This window comes from Bacillota bacterium (assembly GCA_012839765.1).
In the GTDB taxonomy this organism is placed as follows: domain Bacteria; phylum Bacillota; class Limnochordia; order DUMW01; family DUMW01; genus DUMW01.
Window position 1 is genome coordinate 1 of record DUMW01000064.1, and the last position, 14504, is coordinate 14504.

A 14504-nucleotide genomic window follows, 5' to 3' on the forward strand; every position below is an offset into this window, starting at 1 on the left:
CTCCGTGGTTTACCTTCACCACGGGACTCATACGGAACGCTACTTGCCAACGAATACCTCTCCTGAGATTTTGAAGTTGCTTAGATTGGCAGGATATGATGAGAGGATATACCTCGCAAGAACCTAAGAAAAAAATTCAACGGCTTCTGCGTGCAAGGGTGCAAAATACCGGATCAATGTCGAAAAGTAATATACAAGCATGAGGGAACGGTACCACAATTTCGCTAGAACTAAAACCAATTGGAACTGGCCCTGCTTTGATTGGGGGCAGGCTTGATTCTGAAAGGCTATGGGAACGCGCCGTGGACGAGGAGAGTGAGTTCGATGTCGCACTGGTTCAAGGAAGCAGGGTGGGGTGTGTTCTTTCATTACTTGGGCAGTGAAGGCATGTCAGCGGAGGCGTGGAATGAGCGGGTGGATTCCTTTGATACCCTTCTGTTTGCCCAGCAGCTGGCGCAGATTAATCCCGGGTATTGCTTCTTTACAATCGGTCAGAACTCCGGCCATTACTGTGCCCCCAACGAAACCTATGATGAGATTGTCGGCATCGTTCCCAGTAAGTGTTCCAAACGGGATCTAATTGCGGACTTGGCCGCTGCCTTGGCTCCGGTGGGGATTCCGCTTTTGGTGTATCTTCCCAGCGGAGCTCCCACCCTAGACCAACGGGCCCAGGAGAAGTTGGAGTGGGAATGGGGGTCCCAAACCCCCTGGCCCGACTCCCGGGGCCCCAGGAAGGGCAAACGACTGGCCTCTTTCCAAAGGAAGTGGGAGGCCATCATCCGGGAGTGGTCTCTCCGGTGGGGAGAACAGGTGAAGGGTTGGTGGTTTGACGGCTGCTACTTCGCCGAAGACATGTATCAATACCCGGACCCGCCAAATTTCGAAAGCTTTGCCCAGGCGGCAAAGGCGGGAAATCCCGGGAGCATTGTTGCTTTCAATCCCGGGGTCAGGGTCCCGGTCACTTCTTTGACGGAGTATGAGGATTATACGGCAGGGGAAATATCTACCGTGTTTCCGGTGGCGCGGGGGCCAATTCCTGAAAAGGTGCAGTATCACATCTTGACATATCTAGGGGCCACTTGGGGAGGTGGAAAACCGCGGTTTTGCACGGAGTTTGTGGTAGGGTACACAAAACAGGTGATTGGCCAGGGGGGGACCATTAGCTGGGATGTGCCCATAGGACCAACCGGGGAGATCCCAGGGGAGTTCCTCGAGCAGCTGGGTGCGTTGGCAAGCTTAAGGGAGTAACAAAGATACTTCGGACAAGGAGGACAGTGCCCATGGTGAAAAAGGCACGGAAGTCTATCGTGATTATTGTGGTCCTACTGCTGGTGACAAGTCCTGTAGTCTTGGCCCAAGATATGCTAACTGTTCTCCATTGGAAGGACATTTCCAGCAGTGAATTCGCAGAAAGTGAGATCATTGCCCAATTTGAAGAGGAAACAGGGATCAAGGTCAACTTTATGGTTCTGCCCTTGTGGCAGTATTGGGAGAAACTGCTTCCCATGGTGATGACCGGTACAGCACCGGATATCATCTTTGTACATAGCAGCTATGTGGAATGGGATCTGGTAAAGTACGTGGGTATGGATCTCCGCCCCTTTGCCGAAGGGGATCCGGAATACGATCTGGATGACTTTGTACCGGCCTTCGTTGATCTGTGTACCGATGAGCAGGGGCGTCTTTTGGGTATCCCCACGGAATGTAGTCTGGGGGAAATCATCATGTGGAATCCAGAGCTCCTTGGCCAAGCGGGCCTGGTGACACCGCCTGAGCTTTGGGAACAAGGGCAATGGACTTGGGACGCCTTGGCCGAGACAGCCCGGAAACTGACGATTCGCGACGCCAGCGGGAGGGCTGAGCAGATCGGGTTTTCACAGATGGGTTCTCCCTCCGAGTCCATGTGGAAGGCATGGGGCGTAAAGATTGCAGATGAGGCCCAGGAGAATTCTCTCCTGTACTCGCCAGAGACGATCCAGTGGCTTACCTGGGTTCAGGAACAGCATCTCAACTATGATTGGATGGTGAGTGAAAAGGATATCTTGGAGGTCTTCGGCGGCTATGGTGGTGGTGAGTTGTCATGGAACCAATTTGCCACCGGGAAACTGGCCATGTTTACCCAGAATCTGCGGACCAATTTCGATACGGTGGATGTGGTGCCCATGCCGATGGGTCCGGCGGGTAAAGCCGCCACTGTGATGGGGGTCTGGGCTACCGTCAATAAGGACGGCAACGTGGAAGCGGCCTGGGATCTACTCCGTCGTCTGACCGACAAGAACATGGAAGCCAGGAAAACTGCAATTGGGGATTGGCCCCAAAGGTTGTCCTATGCCGATGTGTTCTTCGCGGTCCAGGGACAGAAAGTAGACCACATTTACTATTACATGGACATGTTAACCTATGCCGAGCCGCGGGTCGCCATCCGAATGCGCAATTGGGCGAATATAAGCAACGGGTTGACGGAGGCCTGGAAGATGCTGGTTAACGGCACTATCTCTCCGGAGGATGCAGCCCGCAGGATGCACGAGCACGTGCAAAGGAACCTGGTATCACAGCCTGCTTATCTTTGATGTTTCCGGGTTGGAGCTGGTGATCATTTGTGGGTCGGAGAAGGAGACAAGCGAGTGTGGATGAGATGACCAAGGAGCGACGGACGCCCACTATCCTGGATGTGGCCAAACGGGCCGGTGTGTCGAAATCTACCGTTTCCAGGGTCCTGACTGGTAGCGGTTATGTGGGCACAGAAACCCGCCAGAAGGTGGAAGAGGCCATTGCCAAACTGGGGTACAGCCCTAATCGGGCCGGGCGTATGCTGGCGAAACAAAGGTCTAACATCATCGGTGTGATGACCACCGATCGGACCCTTATTAACCCCGAAAGGCAGTTGGGGATCTACGTTTTACATTCCATGCAACGGATAGCTAATAAGACCGGGTATTCCATTGAACTTTTTTCTGCCTCTGGTCCTACGTCACCAGGCCTGGCTGCCATCCGGGCCGGTGAATGTGCGGGGTATATAGTCTTCGAGTATGAGAAGTGCACGGAAGTGGTGCATGAGTTGATGGAGCGGAAGACTCCCTTTGTGGTGATCAATCGCTATGTCACCGAGCCACTCATTCATACCGTCTGTGCCGCGGAAAAATACGGTAGCAGGTTGTTGACGGAGCACCTGTTGGATCACGGGTATACCTGTTTGGCCTTTTTCGGGGAAAAGAGCGATTCACCCGTCACGGTGGCCACGCAGCGGCAATTGGGTTTCAAGGAAGCTTTGACCGAGCGGGGCATCCCGCCGGCACAGCAGTATATCATTACCGCAGGGGAGCAATTCCCGTGGCTGACGAGGATGAAGGAGGCCGGCATCAAGCCAGCGATAATTGCCCACTCGGATCTGCAGGCCATGATGGTGATCAAGCATGCCCAGAGGATGGGCCTTCGGGTCCTGGAGGATTTTGTCATCGGCAGTTTCGACAATATCCAGTCCGGAGCCCTGATTAGCCCTGCCTTAACCACGGTGGATGTGCGGTGGCAGGAGATGGGGGAGAAAGCGGTGGATTTGCTGTTGGGTCTAATGGACGACCAGGGAACGTCAGTGGTTAGTAAATTGATCTTGAAGCCACGGTTAGTTGTCCGGGAGTCCTGTGGTTGTAAGGGATGAACTGGTAGGATTTTTCCCAAGTTAACCTGGAAAGGAGTTGACACTATGCTGTCCCGTTTTCGTGTTCTGTTACTACTTGTCATGGTGATTAGCTTGACCAGCTGTATCAGCATCGAAGAGCATGAAGACCCGGTGGAACAGTGGTATCGTTGTGGAGAATTTTGATGACTTGGTGGAAGGTACCATCAACCAACAGGATGGTTGGGTGGATACCTATGAGAATTGTATCATCCAGAGTGCCAAAGCCTTTGGCGGTGCGGGGAAGGCCTTACAGTTAGCCTTGCCTGCGGATGTGGGGAAAGTATTCTCCGAGACGGGTAAGGATGGTGTGGTGACGATTGGTCTTTCTTTGTTGCTGGAGGATCCCTTAGCCAAAGTAGTGGTGAGGGCCTATGATCCAGAAGGCAAGTCGATTATGATGTTTTTCCATGACGAAAGGGACTACTGGGGCATTCAGTATCAGGGTCAGACGTGGAAAACCGTCTCTGCAGGGATCACCCCGGAAGTCTGGATCGATGTGGTAATCCGATTGGACTTTTCCAGCAAGCAGTTCACCGTTGAGGTAGATACAGGATCAGGCTTTACCACCCTTTGGTCCGGAATGGGCTTCATTGATGATGAGTCTACGGGTTTTGCCCGTTTGGCCTTGATCAGGTATGAGGGACAGGGGGACCCCAGTCCGATCTACGTGGACAACATCGAGATTCGCCAAGACTAGGGGAGGTTCGGTGCAGGATGAACAAAGGGAAGTTGGTCTTGCTGACCATGGGCTTCGTACTGCTGATGACCGGCGTCCTTGGGGCCAGCGGACCCCTCGTGGTTGATTTTGACCACTATCAACCGGGCCTCGTCGGTGGGCAAGACGGTTGGACCTCGCGATACGGTCATGGAATGATTCAAAATACTGTAACCCCCGATGGAACGGGGTATGCGCTAGAAGTGCTCCTTCCCGCGGAGCTGACGAAGGCTTTCCCGGAGCTAATTGGGGCCAGGCAGGTGGAGATCACCTTTAAACTGCAGCTTTCGGATCGGGACTCCAAAGTGGTGTTCTATGCCCTAGACAGCGCCGGCCGGCGTGCGGTGCTATTCTTCCACGATGAAGGGTCCCGTTGGGGGCTGCAAAGTGGCAGCGATTGGGTCTTCGTTCCCAACTCCTTGTCGCCGGGCCTTTGGATCGACCTGCGGCTGGTGATCGACTATACGAAACGTACGGTTTCGGTATACCGGGGCAGTGGCGGTCAATGGACTCCCCTGTGGACGGATCGGGCCTTTACCCACGGTGACGCGGAACATTTTGCGACCTTTGTCATTATCCGTCACCCAGAGCAGGGGAGCGATACTCCGGTGTACTTTGATCAGCTGCAGATTACGGCCATAGGAGGAGAAGAGATGAAGGACCAGGTATCCGTTACTACCTCCCGGCCCCGTTACAGTATCTTTCAACCCGACGAGGAGGTAACCCTGACCTTTCGGGTGGAGCGGCAGGCCTACGACCGGGCGGATCTGCTAGAGTGGGAAATCAAGGATTTTTTCGGATCCAGAGTGCTTTTTGGCACTCTGGATCTTCCCGCGGGATTAGAAATCTATGAAGAGTCCCTTGTCCTTCCTCGGTTGAGACCCGGGTACTATGAAATCCAGGCTACCGTTAAAGGCTCCAATTCCCGATTGCCCAAAATGGGCAGCAGGCCCGCGGGAATCGCCACCTTCGGGGTGCTGCCTGAGGTTGAGCCCCTGCGGCCTGTGCATCGGGACGATTCTAGGTTTGGGATCCAGGGGACTAACTTTCTCGATACGGGAGTCTTCATGTTGGGCGATCCCTATGATCCTCTGTATCACCTCTTGGGGGTCCGCTGGGTGAATCATGCTAGAAGCTGGCGGCAGTTGGAACCGGAGTTTTCTGGACAATACGAACCGAAGCTCAATCGCTGGGAGTTCCTTTATCCCTCCTACGAGGCCCAGAACGAACTGTCTCTGCTAACGTGTATTGACGGGCTGCCCTACTGGGCCATTGCTTGGCCCGATCCTTCTACCGCACCGAAGAGCCCGGCGGAACTCACCCATCCCTTAAGTCAAGCCTACCCGCCGCTGGACTATGAACAATATAGTGATTTTCTCGCCAAGGTAGCCGCGGAAGACTATGTCCGCAGGCAAACCCATTTTGCTGACATGCGCCATGGGTATTACCAGGTGCATTGGGAGCCCGATTGGCACTGGAAGGGTACCGATGAGGAGTTCATTCAGATGTATGCCAGTGCCTATGAGGGGTTGCACCGTGGAGATCCCGAGGCGGTGGTCATGGGACCGGGCTATGGTGTTCTGGATGTGGCGGTGGAGGAGCTGGCCCGTCTGCTTCCGGCAGGACTTAAGGATTACCTGGACGGCATCGCAGTCCACGGGTACTACTGGGGCCAGTTGCAACCGGAAAGCCAGCCCCCCGAGGAGGGTTTGATTGAAAACCTCAGGAAGCTACGCAGTCTGGTGGATACATACCTGGGGCCTGAGGCCAAAGTGTTTCAAACCGAATGGGGGTTGGATTATCGGACCAGTTATGATTTGTTGACCCCCGAGATTCTCGATCGCCAAGCGGCCTACAGTATTCGCGCCCATATCATCTTCCTCGGTGAGGGGATGGATATTACCTACCTGTTCTATACCGCAGATTATTCCGGAGAAAGCGGCTATGGACTATGCTTCAATCTAAGCATGGAAGAACACAACTTTGGCGCTACCGCCATCTCCCCTAAGCCGGTGGCCATGGCTGCTGCCACCATGACCCGGGTGCTGGAGGGCACCAAGACCATCGGTCCTCTGCCGTTGACCGATGGACTCTACGCTTACCTGTTTGCCAGGGGTGACCAGTACGTCTGCGCCGCCTGGTCGGTCAACGGTCCGCAAGAGGTGACGGTGAACACCGACGCCACAGTCGTCGAGGTCATTGATTTCATGGGAGGCCGGAGCGTACACCAGTCCCCAACGGGAGAGTACTCCTTGGCCTTAGATTCGTATCCCCTATATGTATTGTCCGCTGCCCCGATCCAAATTCGGCCATAGGTTTAAGGCTTTGTTTACTCTCTTGAGGACGTGGTCCTAGGCAAGACGCGATTTCCCGGAGACGACAGCCGATCTTGTTTCTATACCGACTTGGGAGCAAAACCCTTGGTTTCTTTGCAGTCAACCGCTGGCCCGCACAGGCATCCCGAACTGCTGAAAAGGGATGCCTCGGGGCCTTCTTTCTTCGCCTGATTAGCCGGGGTATTTCCTACCCGGGGGATCAGTAATTCACTACGACTTTACATTTTTTTCGACAGGATTTTAAAGCATCGGCTGTTGCGACCATGGTCAGGTTCGTATCGGTCAAGATCCCGACCCGAAGTCTCACCAAGGAGCAGCGTGGTTGCCTTTGTCTACCGAAGACAAGGCAAGTTCCAGGAACCGGGGACAAAACTGTCCCACTGACCACCGGACATTAGGATTTTCCTTCCACTGAAGTGACGTACTATATCTGCGGGAAGAGGTGTTCCCCGATATTGTTCTACCACCTAAGTCTCCAAAGGAAGCGGGGGTATAGTCTATGGGAAGAATTCCGCTGGTTGGGCCACACTAGTAACGGCCATTACGGGACTTCAGTCAATTGACGTTGAGGGGGAATATGGTAATATGGGAATTGTGGTGACGGTGCCTTCCACGATAGAAAGAATCCTGGCCTTCACATAGATTTCGTTAGGTGAAACACAATCAAGAAGAAGGGCAAGGTGAAGAACATGTTCACGGAACAGGACATAAAAAAGATTGAAAAGCGTTGCCAGTGGTTGAAGCATTGGTTCTATGAACCGGTGATGGACCTGGAAGTGGTCATGGCACCTACCAAAGAACATATTCGCCATTTACAGATCGACCATCTCCAGTTTGTTCCGATCAGTCCTGGTACCCCTTGGGGGGAAGAATGGGAGAGCGCCTGGTTCAAGAGCACATATGAGTTCAAGGAAGCACCGGGGGAGAAGCTCTTCCTGCAGGTGGAGACCGGAGGAGAATCCATTGTCTATATCGACGGGAAAGCTAGCGCTGCCATCGATAGGGAACATCACGAGATTCCTTTGTCCGCTGAAGAACTGGCCCCGGGGAAGCATACGGTCTTGATCGAATCCTACGCGGGACACCTGATCCCCAAGGTCAATGCCGTGCCCGTCCAGTTGGCGGATAACCAATGGACCCGACCGGTGTACAGACATTGCCGGTTGGTGAGACGTAACGATGTGGTTTGGCATCTGTACTTTGATCTTGTCACCCTCTTTGAGGTGGCGAAGGAACTGCCCAAGGACAGCCTGCGGCGGGCCCGGATTTTGGATACGCTAAATGATGTGATCGACAGCATCACCTGGGATACCAGCGATGTAAAGCTGCAGAGGGCGCAGTTTGCGGAAGCTCGTAAGCAGCTTGCTCCCTTGCTCAGCTCCCAGAACTCACCCACCACACCTACTTTGCATATGATGGGCCATGCCCATATTGACATCGCCTGGCTTTGGCCCCTAGCGGAGACCATCCGCAAGTGTGGTCGTACCTTTGCGACCCAGCTGCGGATTATGGAGGAGTACCCCAAGTACATCTTCCTCCAAAGCCAGCCCCAGGCCTATGAATACGCGGAGAAGTACTATCCGGAGATTTTTGAGCGGATCAAAAAGGCCATTGCCGCGGGGAAATGGGAAGCCAACGGTGGTATGTGGGTGGAGGCCGACACCAACGTGCCCAGCACCGAGTCTCTAATTCGTCAATTCCTCGTGGGAGGACAGTACTTCCAGGAGAAGCTGGGCGTACGGTCCGATACCCTCTGGTTACCGGACGTTTTCGGTTACAGTGGGAACCTACCCCAGATCATTAAAGGGTGCGGTATCGACTATTTCATTACCTCGAAAATCGGTTGGAACCAGACGAACCGGTTCCCCTATGACCTTTTTAAGTGGGAAGGGATCGATGGCACCACCATCCTGTCCCATTATATTAAGCTTAATTACAATGGTTCCATTAACCCCAGTTCCCTGTGGGCCCACTGGCGGGCTTTCCAACCCAAGGAGCTTTCGGATACCATGGTGCATCCGGTGGGCTTTGGTGACGGCGGCGGTGGCATGACCATGGAGAACATGGAGTTTGCCAATCGGGTGGTGGATCTGGAGGGTTGCCCCAAGGCCAGGTTCGGTACCGTCAGCGATCTCATGAAGAAACTGGCGAAAAACCAAGACAGGTATCCCAGCTGGCGAGGTGAGCTTTATCTGGAGCTGCACCGGGGTACCCTTACCAGTCAGGCCTGGACCAAACGCAACAACCGAAAGATCGAGTTTTTGCTGCGGGAAACGGAGATGCTGGCCACGGTGGCCTATCTGCTTACGGGCCACTACCCGGGGCGGGAGTTTACAGAACTTTGGAAGCCGGTGCTCACCAACCATTTCCATGATATCCTTCCCGGTTCCTCCATTGAGCGGGTCTATGAGGATTGCGACCGCATCTACACCGATGTGGCCACGAAGGCTTTAGAACTACGGCAACGGGCCAAAGAGGATATCTATAGCCAGTTGGGTAAGGTCGCCACCGGCAGAAAACAGCTGGTGCTCCTGAACACCCTCAATTGGGATCGGCAGGATCCCGTCTCCATTCCTGTGGGATCTGTGGATCCGGACCGGAACCGCATTGGCCAGTGTGTGGTGAACGATGTGGCTTTGCCGGCCGATGGGCCAGTCCATGTGGTGGACCGAGAGGGTAATCCTGTGCCTAGCCAGTGGAGTCCTGAGCGATTGGTCTTTAAACCGGATGTGGCGGCCACGGGACTGCGGGCCTATTACCTGCAGCCGGGACCGTGTCCGGTGCAACCGGAGAATCCTGTGTCGGTGCGGGTGGAAAAGGACATTGCCTACCTGGAAAACCATCTGATCAAGGTCCAGGTGGACCAGAGCGGTCAACTACTTTCCGTATATGATAAAGAGGCCCAGCGGGAAGTGCTGCCCCAAGGCAAGCGGGGCAACGTGGTGCTTCTGGCCGAGGACCTGCCTCTGTATTGGGATGCCTGGGATGTGGACCGGTTCTATCGGGCTGCGGTGGAGGAAGTGACCGGCGGTACCCTGGAAGTGGTAGAGGAAGGACCTCTCCAGGTCCGGGTGCGGGTTACCCGCGACTTCGGCGCCGGTTCCAAGTGGGTACAGGACATTGTACTCCATGGGGACAGCAAGCGCATTGACTTCGAGACCAAGGTGGATTGGCATGAAGTCCATCGCCTGTTGAAGGTAGCCTTCCCTGTGGATGTGAATAGCCGGGAGGTCAACTACGAGATCCAAAACGGGTACATTACCCGTCCCAGCCATGATAACACCTCCTGGGATCAGGCCCGCTTCGAGGTCTGTGGCCACAAGTGGTGCGATCTCGCGGAAACCGGCTATGGCGCCGCCTTACTCAATGATTGCAAGTATGGCCATGAGGCCATTGGCAACGAGCTGCGGTTGACTTTGCTAAAGTCCGCCTATGGCCCGGATTTGAATGCGGATCAAGGAGTGCAGGTGTTCACCTACTCCTTCCTGCCCCATGTGGGGAACTTGCATGAGGCCGGTGTGGTACAGGAAGCCCACGCGCTTAACGTGCCCTATGGCGTGGAAATTCTAGACGACCAACAGCTGAATCTGTCCAGCCAGCAGTTGCTTCGGATTGAGGGCGGCCAGGTGTTCCTCCATGCGGTGAAGAAAGCGGAGAAATCCCTCGGTGTGGTCATCCGTTTCGGTGAGCTGGTGGGACAGCGCAGCCGTGTCACCCTCACCCTGCCTGCGGCGGCGAAACGGGTCGCCGAGACAAACCTGGTGGAGGAGAACCCGGTGGTTATTGCCATCAATGCCCAGCGGGTGGAGCTTGAGCTGAAGCCTTTTGAGATCAAGACGCTGTTGGTGGAGCTTTAGTGCAAGGAGGGATCCCGATGTTACAAGAGTGTGCACCGATGGAGTTTGTGGATTATACCGTCAAGAGACTGGAAAAGGGTGTGCTGTTGGTTTCGAAACAGGAGGGGAAGAACCCCAATGTGATGACCATCTCCTGGGGATTTGTAGGATTTCAGTGGTCCAAACCCATGTTCATCGTACCGGTGCGGACCGAACGGTTTAGCCATCCCCTCATTGAAGCTGCGGGGGAGTTTGTGGTGTCTATCCAGCCGCCCTCTATGGACGAGGATGCCCAGTACTGCGGCACCCGGTCCGGTCGGGATACGGACAAATGGGTGGATCGCGGGTTCATCCCCGTGGAGTTGCCGGGAGTACAGACCCCGGGCATCAAGCAGGCCGCTTTACATTATGCCTGTCGGGTGGTGCACACCGCCTCGGCAAAACCCAGGACCTCTCACACCTTTTTCTTCGGTGAGATTTTGGGGGTCTATCGGGATCCCACCCAGGACCTGGTACTATGAAGGACAAAACCGCCCCAACTTGGGGCGGTTCTAATCAAGTCCTCCGGGTTACAACCCCAGCTCCAACTTGGCCAGTTCCAGCCACTGGGGGGGTACTATCTGCTTCCGGCCCACCACTTCGGCCAGCGGTACCCTTACCACTTCATCCCGTTGGAGCGCCATCATGATGCCCTTCTGACCTGCCAGAAGGGTGGAGACGGCGCCTTCGGCAAAGCGGGTGGCCAGCAATAGATCGGTAGGGGTAGGGCTGCCTCCCCGCTGCAGGTAGCCGAGGACCAAGACTCTGGGTTTTTGTTTTGTTTTTTCATGTACCTGTTTAGCTACCCAGTAGGCTACACCTTCCAGCTCCAGGTTGCCAAAAACATCCGCCTGCTCCAAATCACCCCGGGCGGAGAGGCCAAAGCCCTCGGCCACGATGGCTAGACAACTGGGGCAACCAGCTTTCTTTCGTGCCTGGAAGCGGGAGACGAGTCCGTCGATGGTGGTATCCAATTCCGGGCACAGAAGGTAGTCTGCACCGACGAGGATGCTAGAAAAGACGGCCAACCAGCCGGTATCCCTGCCCATCACCTCTACCAACATGTCCCGGGCGTGGGCCGCGTTGGAGTTGCGCACCGCGTTGACGTTTTTGGCAATGGCGTGTAGCGCTGTATCAAATCCTAGACAGCGGTCGGTACCGTAGACGTCATTGTCGATGGTCTGGGGGATGCCCACCACCGGAAAACCTAAGGCCGAGAGCTTCTCTGCCACCGACAGTGTGTCATCGCCTCCGATGGCGATAAGCCCGTCCAGTTTGCATTCTTCAATGCCGGCCAGAAGCTGCTTGTCCTTCCCCTGGGTAAAGGGATTGACCCGGGCTGTGCCCAAAAGTGTCCCCGGCTGATACTCCCAACCTTTGCAGGCCTCGAGGGCCAAGGTGTCCCAGGCTCCCTCCAACAGGCCCTGCCAGCCGTTGCGGATGCCCACGGTCTCCACTCCCCGGTACCCTAGGGCCCGGACGATGGTAACAATGGCTTTATTTATTCCCGAAGAGTCTCCTCCTCCGGTCAAGATGCCAATGCGTTTCAACGGTAACCCTCCTAATCTGACTTTTGCCGACATTAGTATAGCATGAAAATCCCTGGAGGAAAAAGTCGTGACCTGTTTTGCAGGGATCCATTTGCTCTGGTCTGGCTGAATATGCTAAAGTCTTGTTGTAGGAAAGTCTTTACTAAAAGGTGTTGCGTGGGTAATACAAAGGATGGAAGAAGTCAATATTAAGATGGATTAGGGATTGTTCCTGGGATTTTCTCTTTTGTGCAGGTTAAGGCGAGTCTGTGAGGAATATATGAGTAGGATACCAGAAACAACCAGAAATGATAGGGTGGAAGCGATGGATGTAAAAACTTTCTTGATGGAGTTGTCCAGGTCCACGGGTGTTTCGGGCTATGAGCAGCCGGTGGCGGACGTGGTGAGAAGGGCCTTTGCCCCCCATGTGGACGAAATCCGGGAAGATGCCCTGGGGAACGTGATCATGTTGAAAAGGGGCAGCGGCGACGGAGCCCCCAAGGTCATGTTGGCGGCGCATATGGACGAGATTGGTCTGGTGGTCACCAAGGTGGAAGAGGATGGTTTCATCCGGTTCTCCAGCATCGGCGGTGTGGATCAAAGGATCTTACCCGCTGCCGAGGTGGTGGTCCACGGTAAAAAAACCCTTTTGGGTGTAGTGGGGGCTAAGCCACCCCATGTGCAGTTGGCCGGTGAGCGGGACAAAGCAGTCAAGATGGAGGATCTTTTCATCGACGTGGGACTGGATGGCAAGGAAGCCAAGGAACTGGTGTCGGTGGGGGACATGATCACCCTCCGGCAGGAACCCATCGACATGAACGGTAAGCTGGCGGGAAAGATCATGGACGATCGATCCGGGGTGGCAGCGCTATACGCCTGTTGTCAGACCCTGAAGAAGCTGCACCACACGGCCGATGTGTATTTCGTGGCTACGGTGCAGGAAGAGGTGGGGGTGCGGGGCGCAACGGTAAGCACCTTTGGTATTCTCCCGGACGTGGGCATCGCGGTGGATGTGGGCCACGGGGACATGGCCGGTGTAAGCGGCGGTACACTGAAGCTGGGGGGTGGCCCGGGAATTGGTCTAGGACCCCATGTGCATCCGAAGTTGTTCGACAAACTCAAGGACGTGGCGGACCGCTGGAAGATCGAGTACAGCATAGAACCGTCTCCCTATCCCGGCGGGACCGATGCCTATGCTATCCAGGTGGTGCAGGCGGGAGTACCCACCGCGCTGATTTCCATTCCTCTCCGGTATATGCACACGCCGGTGGAGATGCTGGATTTGGCCGATGTGGAGACCGCCGGTCGCCTTATGGCCCTATTCATTAGTGAAATGGATGTTGAATTTGTGGAGGGATTGCGGTGCTACTAAAACGACTCAGTGAGGCCATCGGTGTATCCAGCCGGGAACAGGAAGTGCGGGACATTCTCCGGGAAGAAGTGGGCCAGTACGCCAGTCTGCGCACCGATGCCTTGGGAGATCTCATTGCGGAAAAACCCGGTACCGGACCGAAGGTGATGCTGGCCGCCCATATGGACGAAGTGGGCCTGATGATTACCAGCATTGAGAAGAACGGAACATTGAAGTTTAAGCCTGTGGGTGCCATCGATCCCCGGGTCCTGGTGGCCAAGCAGGTCTTGGTGGGCCCCAACAAGATACCAGGGGTGATCGGTTCCAAGCCCATCCATCTGCAGCGGCCCGATGAGCGGAATCATCCCATTAAACTAGAGGATATGTGTATAGATATCGGCGCGAAGGATGAAGGCGCGGCAAAGGAGAAGGTGAAGCTAGGGGATTGTGCCGGCTTTGCCACCAAGTTCGAAGAGTTGCCCGGCGATTTAGTGAAGGGGAAGGCCTTCGATGACCGGGTGGGCTGTTTTGTAGTGGCCGAGGTGCTCCGTACCGACTTCAAAGTGCCTGTCTGCGGTGCTTTCACGGTCCAGGAAGAAGTGGGCGGTCGGGGGGCCGGAGTGGTGGCCTACGATGTGATGCCCGATGTGGCCATCGTCTTGGAGGGGACCACCGCCTCCGATGTGGCGGGGATCGATCCCCATCTGCATGCTACCAGCGTCGGTAAGGGACCAGCCATTACCATCATGGACGGCTCTGTCATCGCTTCCCGGAAGATTGTGGATCGCTTGGTACAGGTGGCAGAGAAACTAGGGATCCCTTATCAGTTTAGGAGAAGTACGGCCGGGGGGACCGATGCGGGTAAGATCAATGTCACCCAGACAGGGATTCCCGTGGGCGTTGTCTCGGTGCCCTGCCGTTACATTCATTCGCCCGTTTCCATCGCTAGCCGGAAGGATATCCAGGGAGCGGTGGCCTTGGTGCGCGGGTTCATTGAAAGCTTGCAGGAAGGTGGTTTGTAA

Annotated in this window: 10 protein-coding genes; 9 read left to right on the forward strand and 1 reads right to left on the reverse strand. The window is 55.2% G+C overall.

Features of this window, described 5'->3' with window-relative positions:
* The first annotated feature begins 324 nt into the window (after nucleotides 1–324).
* From GXX57_06360 to GXX57_06390, 7 genes are all read left to right on the forward strand, one after another.
* On the forward strand, nucleotides 325–1248 hold the full coding sequence (locus GXX57_06360; protein HHV44271.1) for a hypothetical protein: 924 nt from the start codon (nucleotides 325–327) through the stop codon (nucleotides 1246–1248).
* 32 nt (nucleotides 1249–1280) lie between these two features.
* Nucleotides 1281–2570, forward strand: a complete 1290-nt coding sequence (locus tag GXX57_06365; GenBank protein ID HHV44272.1) for an extracellular solute-binding protein — start codon at nucleotides 1281–1283, stop codon at nucleotides 2568–2570.
* Nucleotides 2571–2626: 56 nt separating this feature from the next.
* Nucleotides 2627–3655: a LacI family transcriptional regulator gene (locus tag GXX57_06370; GenBank protein HHV44273.1), complete on the forward strand. Its 1029-nt coding sequence runs from the start codon at nucleotides 2627–2629 to the stop codon at nucleotides 3653–3655.
* 151 nt (nucleotides 3656–3806) lie between these two features.
* Complete coding sequence (locus GXX57_06375; GenBank protein ID HHV44274.1) at nucleotides 3807–4373, forward strand: hypothetical protein; 567 nt, start codon at nucleotides 3807–3809, stop codon at nucleotides 4371–4373.
* A gap of 17 nt (nucleotides 4374–4390) precedes the next feature.
* A complete protein-coding gene (locus tag GXX57_06380; protein ID HHV44275.1) occupies nucleotides 4391–6706 on the forward strand; it encodes a hypothetical protein in 2316 nt (771 codons plus the stop codon).
* 701 nt (nucleotides 6707–7407) lie between these two features.
* The gene (locus GXX57_06385) at nucleotides 7408–10584 is read left to right on the forward strand and encodes an alpha-mannosidase (protein ID HHV44276.1); all 3177 of its coding nucleotides are present in this window, start codon (nucleotides 7408–7410) and stop codon (nucleotides 10582–10584) included.
* A gap of 17 nt (nucleotides 10585–10601) precedes the next feature.
* Nucleotides 10602–11084, forward strand: a complete 483-nt coding sequence (locus GXX57_06390) for a flavin reductase family protein (GenBank protein ID HHV44277.1) — start codon at nucleotides 10602–10604, stop codon at nucleotides 11082–11084.
* A 48-nt stretch (nucleotides 11085–11132) separates the two neighbouring features.
* Here GXX57_06390 and GXX57_06395 read toward each other — a convergent pair whose 3' ends face one another.
* The gene (locus tag GXX57_06395; GenBank protein ID HHV44278.1) at nucleotides 11133–12152 is read right to left on the reverse strand and encodes an ATP-dependent 6-phosphofructokinase; all 1020 of its coding nucleotides are present in this window, start codon (nucleotides 12150–12152) and stop codon (nucleotides 11133–11135) included.
* Between the two features lie 304 nt (nucleotides 12153–12456).
* Here GXX57_06395 and GXX57_06400 point away from each other — a divergent pair, with 304 nt between their 5' ends.
* Together GXX57_06400 and GXX57_06405 are read left to right on the forward strand one after the other, a co-directional pair.
* Nucleotides 12457–13503 carry a M42 family metallopeptidase gene (locus tag GXX57_06400; GenBank protein HHV44279.1) on the forward strand — a complete coding sequence of 349 codons (1047 nt, stop codon included), beginning with the start codon at nucleotides 12457–12459 and terminating at the stop codon, nucleotides 13501–13503.
* Nucleotides 13494–14504, forward strand: a complete 1011-nt coding sequence (locus GXX57_06405; GenBank protein HHV44280.1) for a M42 family metallopeptidase — start codon at nucleotides 13494–13496, stop codon at nucleotides 14502–14504. The genes GXX57_06400 and GXX57_06405 overlap by 10 nt, the downstream gene beginning before the upstream one ends.